The 22,504-nt window shown below is 49.4% G+C and carries 16 protein-coding genes and 5 pseudogenes; 13 read left to right on the top strand and 8 right to left on the bottom strand.

Annotated features, from left to right (window positions below):
• Window positions 1-193: 193 nt before the first annotated feature.
• The 6 genes and pseudogenes from MN084_RS07885 to MN084_RS07860 form a co-directional block, all read right to left on the bottom strand.
• A complete protein-coding gene (locus tag MN084_RS07885; RefSeq protein ID WP_241087347.1) occupies window positions 194-433 on the bottom strand; it encodes a hypothetical protein in 240 nt (79 codons plus the stop codon).
• Window positions 434-668: 235 nt separating this feature from the next.
• Entirely contained in the window at window positions 669-1,415 is a 747-nt protein-coding gene (locus MN084_RS07880) for a YciK family oxidoreductase (RefSeq protein ID WP_241087348.1), read from the bottom strand.
• 130 nt (window positions 1,416-1,545) lie between these two features.
• The gene (locus MN084_RS07875) at window positions 1,546-2,253 is read right to left on the bottom strand and encodes an HAD family hydrolase (RefSeq protein WP_241087349.1); all 708 of its coding nucleotides are present in this window, start codon (window positions 2,251-2,253) and stop codon (window positions 1,546-1,548) included.
• Window positions 2,240-2,983, bottom strand: a complete 744-nt coding sequence (gene ubiG / locus MN084_RS07870) for a bifunctional 2-polyprenyl-6-hydroxyphenol methylase/3-demethylubiquinol 3-O-methyltransferase UbiG (RefSeq protein WP_241087350.1) — start codon at window positions 2,981-2,983, stop codon at window positions 2,240-2,242. The genes MN084_RS07875 and ubiG overlap by 14 nt, the downstream gene beginning before the upstream one ends.
• Window positions 2,984-3,033: 50 nt before the next feature.
• Entirely contained in the window at window positions 3,034-3,552 is a 519-nt protein-coding gene (locus MN084_RS07865; protein WP_241087351.1) for a DUF302 domain-containing protein, read from the bottom strand.
• 19 nt (window positions 3,553-3,571) lie between these two features.
• Window positions 3,572-4,912: pseudogene (locus MN084_RS07860) on the bottom strand (TRZ/ATZ family hydrolase).
• Between the two features lie 66 nt (window positions 4,913-4,978).
• Between MN084_RS07860 and mtnA the strand changes: the two are divergent.
• The 9 genes and pseudogenes from mtnA to MN084_RS07815 all read left to right on the top strand — a co-directional run.
• A pseudogene (gene mtnA / locus MN084_RS07855) lies at window positions 4,979-6,020 on the top strand (S-methyl-5-thioribose-1-phosphate isomerase); the annotation flags it as partial.
• Window positions 6,021-6,208: 188 nt separating this feature from the next.
• Window positions 6,209-8,800 (top strand): DNA gyrase subunit A, encoded by a 2,592-nt coding sequence (gene gyrA, locus MN084_RS07850; RefSeq protein ID WP_241087352.1) that lies wholly within the window; start codon window positions 6,209-6,211, stop codon window positions 8,798-8,800.
• Window positions 8,801-8,894: 94 nt separating this feature from the next.
• Complete coding sequence (gene serC / locus MN084_RS07845) at window positions 8,895-9,974, top strand: 3-phosphoserine/phosphohydroxythreonine transaminase (RefSeq protein ID WP_241087404.1); 1,080 nt, start codon at window positions 8,895-8,897, stop codon at window positions 9,972-9,974.
• Between the two features lie 61 nt (window positions 9,975-10,035).
• On the top strand, window positions 10,036-11,217 hold the full coding sequence (locus tag MN084_RS07840) for a phosphoglycerate dehydrogenase (RefSeq protein ID WP_241087353.1): 1,182 nt from the start codon (window positions 10,036-10,038) through the stop codon (window positions 11,215-11,217).
• 9 nt (window positions 11,218-11,226) lie between these two features.
• The gene (pheA, locus tag MN084_RS07835) at window positions 11,227-12,312 is read left to right on the top strand and encodes a prephenate dehydratase (protein WP_241087354.1); all 1,086 of its coding nucleotides are present in this window, start codon (window positions 11,227-11,229) and stop codon (window positions 12,310-12,312) included.
• A 56-nt stretch (window positions 12,313-12,368) separates the two neighbouring features.
• Window positions 12,369-13,481 carry a histidinol-phosphate transaminase gene (hisC, locus tag MN084_RS07830; RefSeq protein ID WP_241087355.1) on the top strand — a complete coding sequence of 371 codons (1,113 nt, stop codon included), beginning with the start codon at window positions 12,369-12,371 and terminating at the stop codon, window positions 13,479-13,481.
• Window positions 13,481-14,359, top strand: a complete 879-nt coding sequence (locus MN084_RS07825) for a prephenate dehydrogenase (RefSeq protein ID WP_241087405.1) — start codon at window positions 13,481-13,483, stop codon at window positions 14,357-14,359. Before hisC ends, MN084_RS07825 begins: the two co-directional genes overlap by 1 nt.
• A gap of 649 nt (window positions 14,360-15,008) precedes the next feature.
• Window positions 15,009-15,776, top strand: coding sequence for a hypothetical protein (locus MN084_RS07820; RefSeq protein WP_330178465.1), 768 nt, complete (start codon window positions 15,009-15,011; stop codon window positions 15,774-15,776).
• Entirely contained in the window at window positions 15,770-16,414 is a 645-nt protein-coding gene (locus MN084_RS07815) for a mechanosensitive ion channel family protein (protein ID WP_330178464.1), read from the top strand. The genes MN084_RS07820 and MN084_RS07815 overlap by 7 nt, the downstream gene beginning before the upstream one ends.
• Here the strand turns inward: MN084_RS07815 and MN084_RS07810 are convergent.
• Window positions 16,347-17,565 (bottom strand): annotated as a pseudogene (locus MN084_RS07810) (IS256 family transposase). The gene MN084_RS07815 and the pseudogene MN084_RS07810 overlap by 68 nt on opposite strands.
• Window positions 17,566-18,432: 867 nt before the next feature.
• Between MN084_RS07810 and panD the strand changes: the two are divergent.
• Together panD and MN084_RS19530 are read left to right on the top strand one after the other, a co-directional pair.
• Complete coding sequence (panD, locus tag MN084_RS07805) at window positions 18,433-18,813, top strand: aspartate 1-decarboxylase (RefSeq protein ID WP_241087358.1); 381 nt, start codon at window positions 18,433-18,435, stop codon at window positions 18,811-18,813.
• A 286-nt stretch (window positions 18,814-19,099) separates the two neighbouring features.
• Window positions 19,100-20,417, top strand: a pseudogene (locus tag MN084_RS19530) (IS5 family transposase).
• A gap of 32 nt (window positions 20,418-20,449) precedes the next feature.
• On the opposite strand, the gene MN084_RS19525 reads toward MN084_RS19530, so the two are convergent.
• On the bottom strand, window positions 20,450-20,605 hold the full coding sequence (locus MN084_RS19525) for a hypothetical protein (protein ID WP_445083953.1): 156 nt from the start codon (window positions 20,603-20,605) through the stop codon (window positions 20,450-20,452).
• 426 nt (window positions 20,606-21,031) lie between these two features.
• Here MN084_RS19525 and MN084_RS07790 point away from each other — a divergent pair, with 426 nt between their 5' ends.
• The gene (locus tag MN084_RS07790) at window positions 21,032-21,253 is read left to right on the top strand and encodes a hypothetical protein (RefSeq protein WP_241087361.1); all 222 of its coding nucleotides are present in this window, start codon (window positions 21,032-21,034) and stop codon (window positions 21,251-21,253) included.
• 40 nt (window positions 21,254-21,293) lie between these two features.
• A pseudogene (locus MN084_RS07785) lies at window positions 21,294-22,479 on the top strand (IS256 family transposase).
• The last annotated feature ends 25 nt before the right edge of the window (window positions 22,480-22,504 follow it).

Raw genomic sequence — 22,504 nt, 5'->3', positions numbered from 1 at the left:
CTCTTTCTTGTCGATCAGCTACCTGTCCTCTCCCTTGTTTGGGTTTAATGATAGACAGTTACATAGAATTTAGGACTGTCTCAAATTGTCTTTATCAATATCTGACATTTCTATAATTCCTCCTCTGCCATTTAACGCTTAGTTCACCTGCGTTTTAAAACGTCAAAGTGTAACTGATTGCTAGGATACCTCATTATTCAATACATCCATTAAGGTCTAGAGAATATTTCATTCCATTATTCTTACACATTTTTCTCATTTCTTCTGTTGGAATATCTTTTGCGCATCCTATACCTTTAATAATACGACCTCCAATACTTGAACATTCATCGCTGGATAAATCACCAATTTCTGATGAGTTTGATTTGTTATCCTCAGAGCAACCTGCTGCCAAAAACACACAGATATATAAAACTGCAATATTTGTTTTCATTTTGTTCATCCAAATTTTAATTTATACCCTAACAATATATTAGACTGCTTATGCAGTATTGGTAATAGTAAGTAAGCGGCCTATTGTGCGGTTGATCGCATCAGCATCCGGGTAGAATGCCCTATATGGAGCATTGCCGACAGCCATTGTATGGCTGTCTCTCGCCTTCTGGCAAGAGATGAGGAGCCGCCTTCGAATTAAAGGTCCATGCCAAGCAGGGGCCTGTTATCACAATTTACCAAGTTCTGGGATCCAGGGCTTCGCCGGTTGTTTCCACACTGTCCGGACCCATCAGCCAAAGATAGAGCGGCATCAGCTCTTCGGGCGGCTTGACTGTTTGAGGGTCCTCTCCCGGATAGGCATGGGCGCGCAGGTTGGTTCGGGTTGCCCCCGGGGCGATACTGTTAACCCGGATGGCGCTGCTGTCGCGGGTCTCCTCAGCGAGTATCTGCATCAATCCCTCTATACCGAATTTGGAAACACTGTAGGCACCCCAGTAGGCTTTGGCTTTACGGCCCACATAATCGGAAGTAAATATGACCGAGGCATCATCAGCCTTGCGTAACAGAGGCAAACACGCCTGTGTCAGCATGAATGGCCCATTTAGATTGACCTGCATCACCTGGTACCAGGTTTCAATGTCATAGTCATCGATGCGGCTGAGCAGCCGCAGTTGTGCCGCGTTGTGCAGCAGGCCATTCAAGGCGCCAAACTCCTTATCCAGTCGATCGGCCAGTTCGAAGTAGTCGTGATCGGTTGCCCCCTCAAGATTAAGCGGGTAGATGGCAGGCTGAACACCTCCCGCCTCTTCAATGGTGTCGTAGACTGCTTCCAGCTTCGCAATGGTCCTTCCAAGCAGAATCACGGTGGCACCATGAGCAGCATAGGCTATAGATGCAGCACGGCCGATGCCATCACCGGCACCGGTAACGAGAATGGTGCGTCCTGACAACAGCTCTTTTGGGGGATGATAATCGCGCATTACAAAGTTCTCTGAATTTATTTAGGTAACAACGGTAGTTGATATATTCCTATGTATCACTACCAAACAACTTTGCCAATATTACCGACTATTTTACCTGGAGATGGCCCTCTGTTCGAGGTCATTTCAACTAAGAGGTTATATATTCAGGGTATCCCAGTTGTTTCAGGATTTCGATCGGATGGTCTATGGTTCCATCCGCACCCCACCGATCGGGTTGATCCGCTTTTGTCAAATAGCCGAAAAGTGCGGTGAGAGTTGCCGTTCCAGCGCGTCGTCCCGCTTCGATATCACGCTCGGCGTCTCCTATATAAAGAGACTCATCAGGTTTGAACCCAACCAGCCTGCAGGCATGAAGAATGGGTTCCGGGTGGGGTTTGCTGTTGTCTGTTGTATTGCCGCTGACAATGCAGGCGGCACGCTCTGTCAGCCCCATCTTCTCCATCAATGGATCTGTCAGCCAGTCGGGCTTGTTGGTAACGATCCCCCAGGAGAGGTTATTACGCTCAAAAAAGCTGATGACTTCGTCCATACCCGGAAAAAGTGCTGTCTCCCTGGCGATGTTATCCAGATAAATGGTTAAAAGATCCTGACGGTATTTCTCAAATTCCGGATGACCGGATTCTATTCCAAAGCCGGCGCGAATCAGCGCAATACCGCCATGTGAGATATGCGGGCGTATCTGCTCGAAGCTCAGCGGTTCTTTGCCGTGTAATGCCAGCGTCTGATTCAGTGCATAGGCCAGATCGGGGGCTGTATCTGCCAGTGTGCCGTCGAGATCGAACAGGATAAGACGGATTCTTTTTCCGTCAAAAATTGCGGGCTCAGGCCGTGTCATCTTTAATACAGCTCACCATGTAGTTGACATCGACATCTTTCGGATTCAGACGATAGTGCCCGGTCAATGGGTTGTAAATCAATCCTGTCATATCTGAAGAGAGCAGCCCGGCTTCCCGAATCCATCTGTCCAGTTCAGACGGGCGGATAAACTTGCTGTAGTCGTGAGTTCCCTTGGGTAGCAGTCTCAACAGATACTCCGCACCGATGATTGCAAAGATATAGGATTTTGGATTTCTGTTGAGGGTGGAGAAGAAGATGTTGCCACGAGGCTTGGTCAGTTGGGCACATGCGCGCACCACAGAGGAGGGATCAGGGACATGCTCCAGCATCTCCATGCAGGTGACAATGTCAAAAGATCCCGGCTGCTCTTCCGCCAGTCTTTCGACGGGAATACGCTCATAGTGAACCTCAAGCCCCAACTCAAGCAGGTGTAGTCGTGCCACCTGGAGGGGGGCTTCACCCATATCAATGCCGATTACCTCAGCCCCGGCAGCCGCCATGCTTTCGGAAAGTATTCCACCGCCGCAGCCGACATCGAGTACTCTTTTACCTTTTAGGTTGGCTATCTCGTCGATATATCCCAGACGCAGGGGATTGATCTCGTGCAGTGGCTTAAACTCGCTGTTAGGGTCCCACCAGCGTGCTGCCAGCTCTTCGAACTTACTGATTTCGGCGTGATCGACGTTGATGTTGCTGTTGCTGTTGCTGTTGCTGTTGCTGTCACTCATAGTGCTCTTTGTAATATCTGCGTTATAAGAATTTGCCCATTATACCGGGTTTATTCCATTGACTCCTGTACTATGCCATCGAGCATCTCCATCAGGGCCTTTGATGCAGACGCTGCATCTCCCAACATGACTGGGCGGCGGTACGTCAGATAGACCGTATCAGGCTCGGAGACCTTGGTGTACAGACTAACAGTCAAGGGACAGATAGAGAGGTTGGCGGGGTGTGCAAGAGACATATTGTAAGACATCTTAATGCTGCAAAATTCCAGTGATTCCGCTTTCCCGTAAATTTTCTTGTCGAGTCCGGTATCTTTTGCGGTTCTCTCCATCATCTCACTGATGTGGAGGATGTTGGTAACCAGCATGCCTCTATCTGTAATGGCCATCTCCAGGTTGGCTTTGATATCGTCGAAATTATCCTGGACTTTGTAGATGATAATCGGAGCGTCTTCCGGCGTTATCGGAGACTCAGCCAGAGAGAAGGTAGTGTAAAAGAGTAGAAAAAAGGGAATAAGGTAGCGCATTGTTATGATCTCCTTGATTCTGTCAGTATCAGCAGAGATGGACACTCTGGCAAGCAGTTTGGTTTCAACTGTTTTCCCTGATTTTATCCTGCCATTCAGCTGTTCTGGTCAATATTTCATGCTTATCAAGAGTTGTTAATTCGCCATTATGGACAACCCGCTTTCCTGCCACCCAGACATCTGAGACCTTGTCACGGCCTGTTGCATAGACCAGTTGTGAGAGCGGGTGGTAGATAGGTTGTGTCTCAATGCTGCCGAGATCGACAGCTGTAATATCAGCCGCCTTACCGGGTTCCAGAGAACCGGTCTCATCTGCAATACACCAGAGCAATAGCGCCGTTAAGTGTCGCCATACGCAGTGCCGTTGCGGCTGGAATGACACTGGCATCTCCTGCCACGCCCTTGGCCAGCAGTGCGGCAGTGCGCATCTCACTGAACATATCCAGATCATTGTTACTGGCTGCACCATCTGTGCCCAATGCGATATTTACCCCGGTCTGATGCAGTTCCTCTACCGGGCAAAAGCCGGATGCGAGTTTCAGGTTTGATTCAGGGCAGTGGACAAGGCTGGTACCGCTGGCTGCAAACTGCGCTATTTCATCCTTATTCAACTGCGTCATATGGACTGCGATTAGCGAAGGCGACAGTAATCCAAGATCTTGCAACCGTTGTAGCGGTCGTTTTCCGAATTTTTCCATGCTCTGGGCAATTTCATCCTGGGTCTCATGGACATGCATATGGATAAACGGGGGGGGGGGGATCCAGTTCGTCGGCCAGCGTTCGCATTCGCTCAAGAGGCTCATCGGATACAGAGTAGGGGGCATGAGGTGCAAATGCGGTGGTGATCAAACCGTGACCACGAAACTGATCATGAACCTCCAGGCCACGACTGATATATTCATCCGGCCCACTGGCCCAGGCCGATGGAAAATCGATCAGTATCATACCCACCACTGCACGCATGCCGGCAGCCGCACTGACCATTCCGGTCACTTCGGGGAAGAAGTACATGTCATTAAAACAGGTGGTACCGCCGCGCAGCATCTCTGCGACCGCCAGACGGGTACCGTCGGCAATAAACTCTTCATTCACCCAACGGCCTTCCGCTGGCCATATGTGTTCATTTAGCCAAGTCATTCAGTGGCAGGTCATCTGCCAGACCGCGCAACAGACTCATGCTGGCGTGGGTGTGTGCGTTGATCAGGCCTGGAATCAGCGCATGTTGGGCCAGCTCTTCAACAGTATCCGGCTGGTATTTCTCTCGGGCCTGATCGCTTGGCAGAATCTCCAGGATACGCCCAGCCTGAATAGCCAGAGCATGATACTCTAGCACCTGGTTATTGGGGGCTACTGGAATGACCCAGTGGGCATGTATTAATGTATCTATATTCAAATCAGTATCCATTTTCAGAGTAGGTTTTCAGTCTGACACTCAGTAGAATACACGGAATTTGCCACTGGTTAAGATCAGATGGAAGCATTACCTCTCAATATTCGCGCAGATGCAGACCTTGCTATCGTCTGGCGTAATGATCGACTGTATCTTCTTGATCAACGTATTCTCCCCAATCAAGAGCAGTTTCTGGAGTTGCAGACAGCCAGAAAAACAGCCGATGCCATCAGGGATATGGTGGTTCGGGGAGCGCCTGCAATCGGTATTACTGCAGCGTTTGGCGTTGTTCTGGGTGCACGCAGCTGTTTTAAACCATTTGGCAATGACTGGAAAAGAGAGATCGGGTCGGAGCTGGAGCTGCTTGCCGCTTCCCGCCCGACAGCCATCAATCTCTTCTGGGCCTTGGAACGAATGAAAAAGTTGATTGCCAGACTGGGGAATGATGATCCGGAACCGGCCCTTCTGGCAGAGGCTCAGGCGATTCATGCTGAGGATATTGCTGCAAACAGACGGTTGGGTGAACTGGGGGCAGAACTGATCGAAGGTGAGACCGCCGTTATTACTCACTGCAATGCAGGTGCATTGGCTACGGGAGGATATGGTACTGCCTTGGGTGTGATACGCAGTGCCTACGCCGCGGGCAAGATAACGAGAGTCTATGCGGATGAGACCCGTCCCTGGCTCCAGGGGTCGCGACTGACAGCCTGGGAACTGGCAAGGGATGATATTCCGGTCACGCTGCTGGCCGACAGTGCCGCAGCCAGCCGTATGGCCCAGGGAGATATTGGTTGGATCATTGTCGGCTCTGACCGCATTGCGGCCAATGGCGATGTGGCCAACAAAATAGGCACCTATCATCTGGCGGTGGCGGCAAAGTACCATGGCGTCAAGGTGATGGTGGCAGCGCCCACCTCAACCATTGATATGTCCGTCTCTTCAGGTGCGGATATCCCGATTGAGATCCAGAGATCCGGCCGAACTCCTCTGCTGTGGGGGCAAACAGGTGGGAGCACCCGGTGTAGGTGCATGGAATCCGGTTTTTGATGTGACACCCGCAGAACTGGTCGATGCGATTGTCACTGAACGGGGTGTAGTTCTCTCGCCAACAAGAAAAAAGATGGAAGATCTGATATCAAATCCTTCGAGAGTCCCTGATAAGCGTTTTCAGGGCTTTATTAAACAGACGGCACCCCCCAATCCTATGGTAAGATCAGCGGCGTTGAGAACGCTCTGTTTGGGCACGTTGTTCCAAATACGGCATCTGACTCATTGTAATTGCCGGAAACGGCAGAAGTGACAAGCCTCCTTATGAGTGAATTTGCAAAAGAAGTTCTACCGGTCAACCTCGAAGACGAGATGCAGCAGTCCTATCTGGATTACGCCATGAGCGTGATCGTGGGACGTGCCTTGCCGGATGTCCGTGATGGACTGAAGCCGGTACATCGACGTGTGCTCTATGCCATGACCGTGCTGGGCAATGACTGGAATAAACCCTATAAAAAATCGGCCCGCGTGGTCGGTGATGTTATTGGTAAATATCATCCGCACGGTGATACGGCCGTCTACGATACTATCGTGCGCATGGCCCAGCCCTTCTCCATGCGCTATATGCTGGTGGATGGGCAGGGTAACTTTGGCTCGGTAGATGGGGATGCCCCCGCTGCCATGCGTTATACCGAAGTGCGCATGGCCAAGATCGCCCACAGCATGCTGGACGATCTGGATAAAGATACTGTTGACTTTATTGCCAACTACGATGAATCTGAGCACGAACCTTTGGTTATGCCGGCACGGGTACCAAACCTTCTGGTCAATGGTTCCACCGGTATTGCCGTGGGCATGGCAACGAATATACCGCCTCACAACCTGACCGAGACGGTCAACGGTTGTCTGGCACTGATTGACAACCCTTCGTCTACTATCGATGAGCTGATGACGCATATCCCGGGGCCGGATTTCCCCACCGCAGCTTTGATCAATGGTGCCAAAGGCATCAATGAGGCTTATCACACAGGTCGAGGGCGGATTAAAATTCGCTCCCGTACGTCAGTCGAAACCAACGATGCCAATGGTAAGCAGTCGATTATTGTTCACGAACTGCCCTACCAGGTAAATAAAGCCCGTCTGCTGGAGAAGATTGCAGAGCTAGTCAAAGATAAACGGATAGAAGGCATTACCGAGCTGCGTGATGAGTCCGACAAGGATGGCATGCGCATGGTCATTGAGCTGCGCAGAGGCGAAATTGCAGAGGTGATTCTGAACAACCTCTACAAGCATACCCAGATGCAGAGTGTCTTTGGCATCAATATGGTTTCTCTGGTGGATGGCCAACCCCGCCTGCTCAATCTGAAGCAGATGCTGGAGTATTTTATCCAGCACCGCAGGGATGTTGTCACCCGCCGGACGCTTTATGAATTGAGAAAGGCCCGGGACCGTGCCCATGTATTGGAAGGGCTGGCTGTTGCTCTGGCGAATATCGATGAAGTGATCGCACTCATCAAAGCGGCCCCCAGCCCGGCTGAGGCCAAGAAGGATCTACTGGTACGCCACTGGAAATCGGGTGCTGTAGAGGCGATGCTGGAGCGGGCGGGCTCTGATGCCCCTAAGCCTCAGGAGCTGGGAGCCGAATATGGGTTGACGGCGCAGGGTTATCGCCTTACCGAGGTTCAGGCCCAGGCGATTCTTGAGCTGAGACTGCACCGATTAACCGGCTTAGAGCAGGACAAAATACTTAATGAATACAGTGAAATACTAGATAAAATTAAGTATTTACTTGATATGTTGTCCAGCGCTGACCGGCTGATGGAAGTGATTCGTGAAGAGCTGGTCAGTATCCGCGATCAGTATGGGGATGAGCGGCGTACAGAGATTATCGAAGATCATCTCGATCTCACCCTGGAAGACTTGATCACTGAAGAGGATGTAGTGGTCACACTCTCCCACGCCGGCTATGCCAAGTCCCAGACGTTGGATACCTATAGAGCCCAGAAACGGGGTGGTAAAGGGAAGTCTGCTACCACGACTAAAGATGAAGACTTTGTCGACCAGCTGTTTGTCGCCAGTACTCACGATACTATTCTCTGCTTCTCCAGCAGAGGTCGCGTCTACTGGATGAAGGTGTACGATCTGCCTCAGGCAGGACGAAATGCTCGTGGCAAACCGATTATCAATCTACTGCCTCTGGAGCAGGGCGAGCGGATCAATGTCGTATTGCCGATCCGGGAATATACAGAAGACAAGTATGTCTTTATGGCGACCAGTTCAGGCACCGTAAAAAAGACCTCTCTGGTTAATTTCTCTCGTCCCCGGGCCAATGGCATTATTGCCGTTGATCTCAGGGATGATGATCAGTTGGTGGGTGTTGCAGTGACTGACGGCAGTCAGGATGTGATGCTGTTTACCTCCGCCGGAAAATCCGTCCGCTTCAATGAAGGACAGGTGCGCGCCATGGGCCGTACCGCTTGTGGCGTGCGCGGTGTTCGCTTGGCCGAAGGTCAGAAAGTGATCTCCCTGCTCATTGCGGAAGAGGATCGCGCTGTATTGTCAGTTAGTGAAAAAGGCTTTGGCAAGCGCACGGCAGTTGACCAGTTCCCGGTAAAGGGCAGGGGTGGCATGGGCGTCATCTCGCTGATTACCTCGGAGCGTAATGGCGATCAGATCGGTGCTGTATTGGCCGCTGATGATGATGAGATCATGCTCATTACCGATGGCGGTACTCTGGTCCGCACCCGGGTCTCTGATGTCTCTGTAATGGGACGTAACACTCAGGGTGTGACGATGATCCGGCTTACCAAGAAAGAGAAGCTAATAGGCCTTGCCCGTATCGAATCGCTGGATGATGATATGGAAGAGGATGCCGAAGAGATGGATTCTGAAGAGCCGTCGCCAGAATCCCCATAGCTCTGGAATGTTTGGCGCGGTGCCGGATTCCATTGTCTCTTGGCCTGAATGAATTAACCATTATGTGTCAATCTATTGTGCTGGAGAGTTGATGATGTCCCGTGTTTATAATTTCAGCGCCGGACCTGCGGCGTTGCCGGAGGAAGTTTTAGAGCAGGCCCAGGAAGAGATGCTCGAGTGGAATGGCAGTGGCATGTCGGTAATGGAGATGAGCCACCGCGGCAAAGAGTTTATGTCGATTGCTGTCGAGACGGAAGCCGACCTGCGTGAACTGATGAGCATCCCGGATAATTACAAAGTGATGTTTCTTCAGGGTGGCGCCTCCAGCCAGTTTGCCATGATTCCAATGAATCTGTTGCAGGGAAAGAAGAGCGCAGATTATATTGCTACCGGCTCCTGGTCGAAAAAAGCAGTTGCCGAGGCGAAGAAATACTGTGAAGTCAATATTGCAGGCGCTTCTCCAGAAGGTCAGTTTGCGGTGCCTGGACAGGAGCAACTGAAGCTGAATCCTGACGCGGCCTACGTTCATTACACACCTAACGAAACCATACAGGGCATTGAGTTTCCCTACATCCCTGAGACGGCTGATGTACCTCTGGTGGCTGATCTCTCTTCCACCATTATTTCTCGCCCAATTGATGTTTCCCGATATGCTTTGATCTATGCGGGCGCTCAGAAGAATATTGGCCCGGCTGGATTGACCGTGGTGATCATCCGTGAAGATCTGATAGGTGAACCGATTGCAGGCACACCTGCGATGCTGACCTACAGTACGCTGTCCGGCGCGGATTCCATGTATAACACACCACCAACTTATGGCTGGTATTTTGCCGGTCTGGTGTTGAAGTGGCTGAAACGGAACGGTGGCCTCAAACACATGGCTGAGGTAAATAAGCGCAAGTCCGAAAATCTCTACAATGCTATCGACAGTTCAGACTTCTATAACAATCCTGTGGATGTGAACTGCCGCTCCTGGATGAATGTGCCGTTTACTCTGGCCAGTGCTGATCTGGATGCGGCTTTCCTGGCGGAGGCCAAAGAGGCTGGACTGGTCACTTTGAAAGGTCATAGATCTGTTGGCGGTATGCGTGCCAGCATCTATAACGCCATGCCGGAAGAGGGTGTGCAGGCACTGGTCGAATTCATGGCTGATTTTGCAAAGCGCAACGGCTGATTCCGTTATTGTGTCGTGCATAATACTGCACGCAGTACACTGACAATAAGGTTTAAGTAGTATGCTTAAGATACTGACTTTAAATGAAATATCTGTAGCTGGTCTTGATAAGCTTCCGCGCGATAATTACGAAGTCGCCTCGGAAATTACTCATCCTGATGGCATTTTGTTGCGCTCTTATAAAATGCACGACATGGAACTGCCTGAGACGGTCAAGGCGATCGGCCGGGCCGGTGCCGGTGTTAACAATATCCCCGTCGACCGCATGACGGAAAAAGGGATTCCAGTTTTCAATGCACCCGGCGCCAATTCCAATGCGGTGAAAGAGCTGGTTTTGGCCGGCATGCTGATAGCGGCAAGAAACATCGGCCAGGCGTGGAATTTTGCCCAGAACCTTTCCGGCGAAGATGCTGTTATCAATAAAGATGTAGAGAAAGGCAAGAAGCAGTATGTCGGTTTTGAACTGCCGGGTAGAACGCTGGGTGTTGTTGGCCTGGGTGCCATCGGTGTAAGGGTTGCCAATGCAGCCCGTGCGCTGGGTATGAATGCGGTGGGCTATGACCCAACCATTACCGTGCAGAGTGCCTGGCAGCTTGAATCAGGGGTTGAACAGGCGCTGAGTATTGATGATCTGGTTTCCAAATCCGATTTCATCACCTTCCATGTGCCGCTGATTGAGTCTACGCGTCATATGATCAATGCTGAACGCATCAAGCTGATGAAGAAGAATGGCGTATTACTCAACTTTTCCCGTTCCGGAATTATTGATGATGAAGCCGTTGTCGAAGCGCTCGACGATGGGCATCTCTATGCTTATATCTGCGACTTCCCCAGCAACCTGCTGAAAGACCATCCACGCTGCCTCACGCTTCCTCACTTGGGAGCCTCTACTGCTGAGGCAGAAGAGAATTGTGCCATTATGGTGGCGGATCAGGTCCGTGATTATCTGGAAAATGGCAATATCAGAAACTCCGTTAATTTCCCCGAGATCAAACTGCCGCGTAATGGCGATCACCGTATCCTGGTGATCAACTCCAACGTCCCGAATATGGTCGGACAAATATCTACCGATCTGGCAGAAGGGGGGCTGAACATTGTCGATATGCTGAATAAATCACGCGGTGACATTGCGGTTACCCTGCTCGATGTTGATAGCGAGCCGAACAAAGAGACACTGCAGAGAATAGCCGCTATCGACGGTGTTCTCTCTGTACGCTGCCTGGGCTGCAATAAAAAGGATTGAGCATCAGGTATGGCTAATCAGGACAATCTGGATTCAATTCGCAATCAAATTGATAATCTGGATCTACAGATTCAGGATCTGATCAATCAGCGGGCAGCAGTCGCCAAAGAGGTTGCTAAGATCAAGCTGGAGGAGGATAAAGATGCCTTCTTCTACCGTCCCGAGCGTGAGGCGGCTATCCTGAAGCGAATACAAAAACGGAACAAGGGCCCCATGGGGGATGAGGAGATGGCCCGCCTGTTCCGTGAGATTATGTCATCCTGTCTTGCCCTGGAGCAGCCTATGAAGGTTGCTTATCTTGGGCCCGAAGGAACCTTCACCCAGGCTGCCGCACTCAAGCACTTTGGCCACTCTGTAATAACCGTACCGATGAGTTCTATCCCGGATATATTCCGCGATGTGGAGTCCGGCACCGCCCATTATGGCGTGGTGCCTGTCGAGAATTCTACGGAAGGGGTGATCAATCACACCCTTGATACATTTATCACCTCCTCACTGTTTATCTGTGGTGAAGTGATGCTGCGCATTCACCACCATCTGCTGAGCCAGGAATCCGATCTCTCTGCTGTGACAAAGGTCTTTTCTCACCAACAGTCACTCGCGCAGTGCCGTCTCTGGCTGGATCGCAATCTGCCTGATGCAGAACAGATCACTGTCGGCAGTAACGCAGAAGCTGCCAGGATGGTACTGGGTATTTCCAACTCAGCCGCGATTGCAGGAGAGATGGCAGCCGAACTTTACCAGTTGAAAGGATTGGCCCGCAATATTGAAGATGAGCCAAACAATACCACCCGTTTTCTGGTGATAGGCAGGCAAAAAGCAGGGCCAAGCGGAGAAGACAAAACAACGCTTCTGTGCGCCACACGAAATGTAGCAGGCGGACTGGGAGCCCTTCTTGAGCCTTTGGCGAAACATGGGATCAGCATGTCGCGGATTGAATCCAGACCCTCACGCCAGGGTAACTGGGATTACGTCTTCTTTATCGATATTGAAGGCCATCAGGACGACAAAAATGTTAAAGAAGCATTGAATGATCTTAAGATAGAAACAAGATATTTCAAAGTCTTAGGGTCATATTCTTACGCAGTACTTTAATTAAAAATATTTGAACAACAGATTTTTTGCATCTGTGGTTAACCAAGAGTTATAAAATGACCCAAGACAGCAACCAATTTCTGAATATTGCCACACCCGGTATCGCCAATTTAAAACCCTATGTTCCAGGTAAACCCGTCTCTGATCTGGAGCGGGAACTGGGTATCAATGACTCGATTAAATTGGTATCAAACGAGAATCCACTGGGTTGCAGTGAAAAAGCCAAAGCGGCAATTCAAGCCGAATTATCAGAGATGGCCCGCTATCCTGATGGTGGTGGCTTTGCACTACGCAACGCCCTGGCTGAAAAACACAACATTGATTCAGCCTGTATTACATTGGGCAACGGCTCCAATGATGTGTTGGATATAATCGCCCGAGTTTTTCTTGCTCCTGGGTATGAATCACTCTTCTCCCAATATGCATTCGCTGTCTATCCGATCAGCAGCCAGGCTGTTGGTGCCACTTTGAACATGGCTCCGGCAAGCAACTATGGCCATGACCTGGAAGAGATGATTAACAGGGTAGGGGAGAATACCCGTGTGGTTTGGATTGCCAACCCGAACAATCCCACCGGTACTTGGCTCAATTCAGATGAGCTGGAAAATTTTGTAGCCGCTATCCCCAAAAATGTCATCGTTGTAGTGGATGAAGCCTATATAGAGTACGTCGCCGAAGATGAGTACCCGGATGCTAGTCTCTGGCTTGGAAAATACCCAAACCTGATTGTCACCCGCACCTTTTCCAAGGCTTATGGTCTTGCATCTCTGCGAATTGGCTACGGCCTCTCACATCCTGATGTAGCAGATCTTCTAAACCGTGTGCGACAGCCCTTCAATGCCAACAGTATGGCACTGGCCGCAGCGGAAGCGGCATTGGAAGACCACGCATTCATTCAACAGGCTGTCAGGGTGAACCGTGAGGGAATGTCTCAACTGGCAGCAGGACTGGATGCGATGGGTCCGGAGTATATCCCTTCGGTTGGTAATTTCATTACCATCGATGTCGGTCAACCGGTGGAAGCTGTCGACAAGGCGCTGCTTCAGGAAGGCTGTATCGCAAGGCCAGTGGCAAACTACGGCATGCCGAATCACCTCCGGGTAACCATTGGCCTGGAAGATGAAAACAGGCGTTTTCTCTCAGCATTGTCCAAGGTGCTGAATAAGTGATTGCACAGCGGCTCGCTATCATCGGAGTTGGATTGATTGGCGGCTCTCTTGCGCGTGCCTTACGAGCTGCCGGCGAAGTGAATGAAATTATCGGCTGTGGAAGAGGTAAGGAAAATCTGGAAAAAGCTGTAAAACTAGGTGTTATCGACAGTTACACCCACGACACCGGCAAGGCTGTAACCGGTTCAGATCTGATTTTTCTAGCTGTACCTTTAGGCGCGATGGCACAAACATTCGCTGCAATGAAGGGCCATCTTTCTGAGAATACCGTTATTACAGACGGTGGCAGCGCCAAAGGTAGTGTGATTAATGATTGCAAAACTGCCTTGGGTGAATTGCCTTCAGGCTTTGTTCCCGGACATCCCATAGCTGGCACTGAAAACAGCGGTGTAGAAGCCTCATTCCCAGAGCTATACCAGGATCGCAGGGTTATTCTGACGCCCACCGCATCCACATCAAAGCAGGCATTGGAAACTGTCGAGACAATGTGGCACATCTGTGGCGCAAATGTCACAACCATGTCTGTAGAGCACCACGATGAAGTACTTGCCGCAACTTCACATCTACCGCATATGCTCGCATTTAGCCTAGTTGATTCTCTTGCACGAATGAAAGAGAACGATGAGATTTTCCGTTATGCAGCTGGCGGCTTTAGAGACTTCACCCGCATCGCCTCAAGCAACCCCGTGATGTGGCGTGATATCTGCGTAGCCAACAGCGAAGCGTTGAGTGAGATGATGAGGCGTTATATCAACGAAATGACCGAACTGGCAGAGAGCATTCGAAAAGGCGATGGAGATGAACTGCTGGAGATATTCAGCAGGGCTAAGGCTGCACGTGATCGTTATGTTGAAAAAGCCAATCAGAGAAAGCCGTAATTAGTCGCCCCTGAATTATTTATAACCACATGATAAGTATGAATTAGTAAGCTATTTATGATAAAATAGTCTGCAAGAAAGGTCTCCCTATCATCATCAAAATCACGCAAACATGAAACCACAAAGCCCAGGTAACAGTGCTGATCTATTCCGTTCACAACTCTCTCAATTCCGGGGCGATGAAATGGGTATAAAAAACACCACGCAGCGTGGTCGCTGTTATGCTCTGCAAGAACAAACGCCAGTACAGCGGCTCCCGGTCAAGCGAGTGTCACCGAGTATGATTTCAGCCATTACGATCAGGGTGACGGCAGCCTGGAAGTCTTTTTCTTGCCTACCTATTCACCGGAACTGAACTCTGATTATTATCTGAACTGTGATCTGAAGTATGTTCATAGCGGAGAGGCGATTCGTTCCGTGAATGATCTGAAAAAGGGAACATGATTTTGTATGCGAACCTTGCAAAAGAGGCCTGTAACGAGTGAAAAGTTACTCCAATACGACACACATGAAGTACGCTGCCTAGCAGGTGTATTTGACCGCCGGATTAATATCATGCGCTTGGAGCTCTACCTGTACCGAAAACCACCCATGAATTTTTCTAACGAGGCAGAATTTCTATCCTCCGATTTTATAAAAAAGGACCCTAATGATTATGCTTCGTTTTGTCGCATTGGCTGTTTTTCTGCCTCTCTCCACTTCGTTTGCCTCCGTCAGTATTGGGCAGAAAAAAACGCCTGATGCTGTTGTGGAACAGGCCGGTAAGCCCACGGTTATACTGGATACACTGAAGTCTCCCCGGGCCACAATGGAGACTTTTCTCCATGCGATGAATGACATCAAACGGGATAAGCCGGAGCGTATTGATGATGCTGTGACTACTCTCGATCTTTCATCGGTTAATCCGATTGTAAGAGAAGAGCGTGGATCTGATCTGGCCTGGATGCTTTTGGAGGTGATGGATCGCACCAAAGTTATCAAGACCGAAAGCATACCTGGACGTACCCAAGGCAAACCTTATCTGTTCAAGACCTACCAAAACGGTTCAGTGAGGATTTCCCGCATGGAGGATGGCCGTTGGCTGTTCGACAGCGAAACGATTAAGAGCCTGCCACAGATACTGGATGAACTCTCAGACAAGAAGAGAATAATAGGCACAGCCGCAGACCAATCCTTCCTGCCCTGGCATATTCGCATTCGTCAGTGGTTGCCGGAAAGCTTCAAGGAAATCAGTTTCCTGCTTGAAAACTGGCAGTGGATTGGCATTTTTATCATTATTATTGTGGGAGTGGTTGCAGACAAGATTATCGCTCTCATTCTATACAGAGTGGTGTTCGACGCTGGCGCAGTCACTCTGCCCATCCGGAGTTCAAAGAGATATCTGACCAGGTTCTTCGTCCGCTGGGCCTCATGGTGATGGCAGTTATCTGGTTGACAGGTATTAACCTGCTTGGCTTGCCTGAAAATACCATGCTGGTGTTGCTTGTGGCGGTGAAGTTTCTTGCCAGCATCTCAGGAGTTTGGGCGGCCTATCGACTGGTGGATATGATTTCAGCACATCTTTTGAGACGGGCACAACTCACTGAAAGCAAGCTAGATGATGCATTGGTACCGTTGATTCCAAGAATACTGAAACTATTTGTGACCGTTATCGGCTTTGTGTTCGTTACGGATAACCTCAATGTCGACGTCTCTAGTCTTCTTGCCGGTCTTGGGCTTGGTGGTTTGGCCTTTGCTTTGGCAGCCAAAGATATGGTTCAGAATCTTTTCGGCTCTGTGACAGTGTTGATGGACCGCACTTTTTTAGTCGGTGATTGGGTGATTGTCGGATCTGTAGAGGGAACTGTTGAGAATATCGGTTTTCGTAGCACCCGAATTCGAACTTTCTACAATTCACTGGTGACAGTGCCTAATTCCAAGTCTATTACTGCCGATGTGGACAATATGGGCGAGCGTCGATATCGGCGGCTCGCATGTAAGCTCTCTCTTACATACGATACACCACCCGATAGAATTGAGGCATTCTGTGAAGGAGCTCGAGAACTAATACGATAGCACCCTTATATGCGGAAGGATTATTATCAAGTTTATCTGAATGAATTTGCCGCATCTTTTTCGATGCGGCCTGGATTGCCTTCTTCGCCGAATCATCGGTTGGAAACAACTTCCGCTTTTTGATCGCTTTGCGAATGACGCTGTTCAGCGATTCAATGGCGCTGGTCGTGTAGATCATTTTTCGTCTGTCCTCCGGGTAGTTGAATAGGGTGTTGAGATTCTGCCAATGGGCACTCCAGAAGCGGCTGACCCGTGGGTGTTTGTTGTCCCATCGGTCAGAGAATTTATCCTGCGCCGGTAAGGCTTCTTCCCTGGTGATGGACTGGTAACTCTTTTTCAAATCAGCCGTGACAGGCTTGTGGTCTTTCCAGGGCAGCTACTTCATCGAGTTCCGTACCATATGCACAATACACAGCTGGATATTCGGAAAAGCCGTTTTGATTGCATCAGGAAAGCCCTTTAAGCCATCGACACAGGCAATCAAAATATCCTCCACACCGCAATTCTGAAGCTCTGTCAGCAGGTTCAGCCAGAACTTGGCACCCTCATTCTCCGACAGCCAGAGCCCCGATAATTCCTTGTGGCCTTCCAGAGTTGACGCCCAGAGCGAGATAAATCGCTTTATTTATCACTTTCTTGTCTTGCCGGATTTTAACGACAATGCTGTCCAGATAAACAATAGGCTGAATTGCATCCAGGGGGCGAGATTGCCATTCGACAACCTGCTCGATAACCGCATCAGTAACTTTGGATATGAGTGTGGCGGAGACATCGGCTCCGTACATTTCCTTGAATGTCGTGACGATTTCGCGGGTCGTCATACCCTGAGCATACAAGAAGAGGATCTTGTCATCCATTGAGGTAAATCGACGCTGGTGCTTTTTAACCAGTCGGGGTTTAAAGCTGCCCGCTCTATCTCGTGGAGCATCCAGTTCAAACTGGCCATCTTCCGTTTGCAAGGTCTTGCCAGTAGTGCCGTTGCGGCTATTACTCGCTTCGGACTGTTCATGTTTGGCAAAGCCAAGATGATCATCCGGTTCGACGTTGAGTGCCGCATCGACCGTGATTCTGGGCAGCATTGGCCGAAACTCGTTGAGATCTTCTTCAGTTTTGATGTTGTTAGCGGCCGCCTGGAGCTCTTTCTTGTCGATCACCTGCCTATCCTCACCCTTGTTTGGGTTTAATGATAGGCAGTTACACAGGATTCAGGTCTGTCTCTGGCATGCCGGATGAGGCTATACAACAGGTTTGATTATAGCTCCCTAGTATTCTCTAAAGAACTGAAAAAGTGTGTCTTCGATCCCGTGATGCGTTTTGGGACATCCCAATCCCCAAACGTCCTCGGTCTTCGACAGCCTGTTATTGCTCCGGCCGCCCTGCGTACGTGCCGCTTCGCCACACCAACGTTTCGCTCGGCGCAGACCACGCGCACTCCCTTGAATGGCTGGACGCCACGCTCGGAAGCATGCTTTGCTTCCCCCCTCTTGTGCTATCGCACAAAGACAGTACGTTCTGGTACCTTGAAACGGTAATATGTGCCAGCAGGCCTGATGATGCCAAGTTTTTGGGGATTGGCTGATCTGTTCCGGGCTCCAGTCCAGATCAATTAATTGCTCAACGGCAAGCCCGGTGCCACTCATTGACATGAGTCCTAACCTTGGACTGATGGCGCTCATTGGTCAAACACTGGGCCTGCTTTCAACAGGGCAGGAATCTGATATCGTTCTTCCTGGGTGATCTGTGTGTATCTTAATGGTGCTCTTCTTTCTTGCCGGATAGAGAACGCCTTGGTGCTACCGCGGCTTCCCTTCTACTTCGTCAAGCAGAGTTGCACTTACAACTTGAATTCGCCATAGTAAATAAGACAATTGAGTAATATAGTAGTATGGTGCTCAGCTTTCTATAATCATGCGCTGTCTACGAGAAAATGTTCGATGAAAGACCAATGCTACATTGAAATGTAGCCGTTAATTCGCGCATAATTTGCGGGGCCATTATTTTAAAGGAATCTGACTTCAATGCAATTAACCGTTTTAAAGTGCAAACTGCACCGTGCTTGCGTCACTCACTCAGAACTGGATTATGAAGGTTCTTGTGCCATTGATCGGGATTTGATGGAGAGTTCGGGTATCCTTCCATATGAGCAGATTCAGATCTATAACATCGCGAATGGCGAGCGTTTTACTACTTATGCTATTGAGGCAGAGAGAGGCTCCAGGATCATTTCAGTTAATGGTGCAGCCGCGCATAAGGCATCTCCCGGTGATCGGGTGATTATTTGCGCCTACGCTGGGTTGGATGAAGCAAAAATGGCCAGTTTCAAACCAAGTCTAGTTTATCTGAATGAGTTTAACGGCATAACCGGCACGGGCGACACCACAGCCACTCAGGCTGTCTGACGGGCTAGTCATCTATTGCCGTCGATTGTAAGTTTTCAAAAAGAGCCCATACCCTTTTACAAACAACTGTACGGATTTGTTGCGAACTTACGGTTGAGCTTCCGTGAAGTTGAATCCGTATGCCCGCTCGACTTTGGTAACTCTAGGCCATCGTCTGATTAATTGGTCGACCCTGAAATATTCATAATGCAATGATTTATATGAAATAAACGTCTAAATTTGATAAAATAAACGTCCGAGAAAGGGGTAAAAGCAGAGAAAAACTGGACGAAACAGAGGTGGATAATTGAGCAAATCCAAGACAGCCAATCCCAACCAGCAAAGTTTCCTGCACCAGAACTTACTGGATCAGCTGAACCCCAAGCATCCACTTTTGCTATTGGCCAGACAGATAGACTGGTCATATTTTGATGCTGAATTTGCCCCGCTTTATTCTCATCTTGGAAAGCCCTCAAAACCGATCCGCCTAATGGTGGGCCTCTCGATACTCAAGCATCTGGAAGATCTCAGTGACGAGGTTCTGATTCAACGCTGGATACAAAATCCCTACTACCCGAGTTTTACGGGTGAGATCGAATTCCAATGGCAACTTCCTTGTGACCCCTCCGACCTGACTTACTTCAGAAAGCGTATTGGCAACGAAGGTTTTGAAAAGGTCCTGGCTGCCTTATCGCCTTACATCAAGAAAAGGCGATCGAAGATGAAATGTGTATCGACACTACCGTACAAGAGAAAAACATTACCTTTCCAACTGATGCAAAGCAGTACCGAAAGATACACGGGCAGTTACTCAAGATGGCCCGAGCAGAAGGTATCGTGCTCAGTCGAAGCCATGAGAAGGAAGTAAAAATTCTCAAGCTCCCCACCCGATTTGCCACGCATCCGAGGAATCGTAAAAAGGCACGTAAGGCCGTCAAGCGATTAAAGACCATCAGCGGCCGATTACTGCGTGAAATACAGCGTAAGATGACCGGAGAACAACAGAAATTCTATGCAGAAAAGTTCGCCCTGTACCAGCGCATGCTGAATCAGAAGCGTGCTGATAAAAACAAGTTGTACAGCCTACATGAACCTCATGTTTACTGTATGAGCAAAGGCAAGGCCCAGCAGCGTTATGAGTTTGGCACCAAGGCATCAATCACCACCACAAGGGACGCGGGCATTGTGATTGGTGCCCTGGCTTTTGAGAAGAATGTATTTGATGGTCACACCGTACCTGAGGTCTTGGCACAGGTGAAACGTCTCATCAATCGAGTACCCAAAGTGGGTATTGCTGATCGAGGTTATCGGGGCAAATCAAAGGTTAATGACACCCAGATAGTAACGCCAAAGCCTGCTAGGAAGAATACCTCAGAAGAAGCCATGGCATTAGCCAGAAAACGTTTCAGAAGACGAGCTGGCATTGAGCCTGTGGTCACTTAAAGAGTGACCACAGGCTAAAAAGGAACTTTCTTAAAGGCTTTGCCGGGGATCAGATTAACTTGCTTATGGCGGCGGCTGCCTTCAACTTCAGAAAATGGATGAGGGAGGTTATTTTTGTGCTGAAAAATATCATGTCCATACTGTTGTTCCTGTTTGCAAAACAGAAACAACAGTATTATTAAGTGCCTGGAATGAATATTTCAGGATCGACTAATTAAAGCAGCAGTTGGAGTTTTGCGATAGGTTCTAACGGAATGGCTTTGGCCACCGCCTGTGGATACGCTGGCAGTATGACGCGAATATCCTGATTGGCCTGGGACAGTGCCAAAGGGAGATTGCCGACAAAAAGAGACAAAAGGTTCGATTTCACTAGTGGCAAAAAGGATTTTTCGGGACGAGTTTGCACAGGAACGTGGATGGCTCAATGCAAGAAACCGAGGCACACTCGCAGGCGATCACATAAAAAAACTCCTGACATTATGTCATCAAGCGGTTACGGAAGAATTGGTCACCGGAAACAATGGCTGGATGTCTCAAGCCAGATCACCCTCGAAGTGTATGTCTGCGGATTAATCTATCGATGGATATACAAGGATGCTGCACAAGTCGGTTCTCTTTAGCCAAATCTACTGAGGCGGCACAAAAAGCGTCGAAGACAGCGGCAATACGGGTTGGAGGTGGTTTGATACCCCATCGCGTCAGCGATCCATGATCGCCCTTTGAGTATTGGCAATCGTCGTCACTTTGGCCACATAGTGTTGAGGGAGCTAAAGGCTCAGGTGGCATCGCCACCCATGTGGAAAGAAAGAGCTGCGTACTGGTTGCCGCTAAACTGAGCGACAAATCGGCAGATACTTTTTATCTGGCGACAACAAGTGCCTTTAAGATTACGCCAGAGAAATGGTGTGAAATCCTGATGGTTGATAACGGTAAAGAATGTGCTCAGTTCAAGAAAATTGAAGATGCCACAGGCATGGATGTTTACTTTGCCGATAAGACAGACCTAAATTCTGTGTAACTGCCTATCATTAAACCCAAACAAGGGAGAGCTCCAGGCGATAGCCCAGGCGGCCGCTAACAACATCAAAACTGAAGAAGATCTCAACGAGTTTCGGCAAATGCTGCCCAGAATCACGGTCGATGCGGCACTCAACGTCGAACCGGATGATCATCTTGGCTTTGCCAAACATGAACAGTCCGAAGCGAGTAATAGCCGCAACGGCACTACTGGCAAGACCTTGCAAACGGAGGATGGCCAGTTTGAACAGGATGCTCCACGAGATAGAGCGGGCAGCTTTAAACCCCGACTGGTCAAAAAGCACCAGCGTCGATTTACCTCAATGGATGACAAGATCCTCTTCTTGTATGCCCAAGATATGACAACCTGCGAAATCGTCACGACATTCAAGGAGATGTATGGGGCCGATGTCTCTGCCACACTCATATCCAAAGTCACTGATGCAGTTATCGAACAGGTTGTTGAATGGCAATCTCGCCCCCTGGATGCGATTTATCCTATTGTTTATCTGGACTGCATTGTCGTTAAAATCAGGCAAGACAAGTAAAGTGATCAATAAAACGATTTACCTCGCTCTGGGCGTTAACCTGGAAGGCCACAAGGAATTATTAGGGATGTGGCTATCGGAGAATGAGGGGGCTAAATTCTGGCTGAACGTGTTGACAGAGCTTCAAAACCGCGGTGTGAAGGATGTTTTGATTGCCTGTGTCGAAGGCTTAAAAGGCTTTCCTGATGCCATCAACACGGCCTTTCCGGATACCCAGATCCAGCTCTGTATCGTGCATATGGTACGGAACTCGATGAAGTACGTGCCTTGGAAAGACTACAAGCCTGTCACGGCTGATTTGAAAAAGATTTACCAGTCCATCACCGAGGAAGAAGCCTTATTGGCGCTGGATAAATTCTCTGACCGGTGGGACAATAAGTACCCCCGGATCAGCCGCTCCTGGAGTGCCCATTGGGAGAACCTGAACACGCTGTTCAACTACCCGGAGGACAGACGAAAGGTGATCTACACGACCAACGCCATTGAGTCACTGAACAGCGTCATTCGCAAAGTGATCAAAAAACGGAAATTATTTCCAACCGATGACTCGGCAAAGAAGGTAATCTATCTGGCAATCCAGGCCGCATCGAAAAAGTGGACAACGCCGATCCGTCATTGGGAACCAGCACTGAATGGATTTATGATTGAGTTCGAAGAACGCTTAGCGGAATATATTTAACCCGGGCAGTTACACAGAAAACTTT

The organism is Candidatus Vondammii sp. HM_W22 (genome assembly GCF_022530855.2).
Taxonomy (GTDB): domain Bacteria; phylum Pseudomonadota; class Gammaproteobacteria; order Chromatiales; family Chromatiaceae; genus Vondammii.
This window is presented reverse-complemented; position numbering and strand designations above follow the sequence as displayed.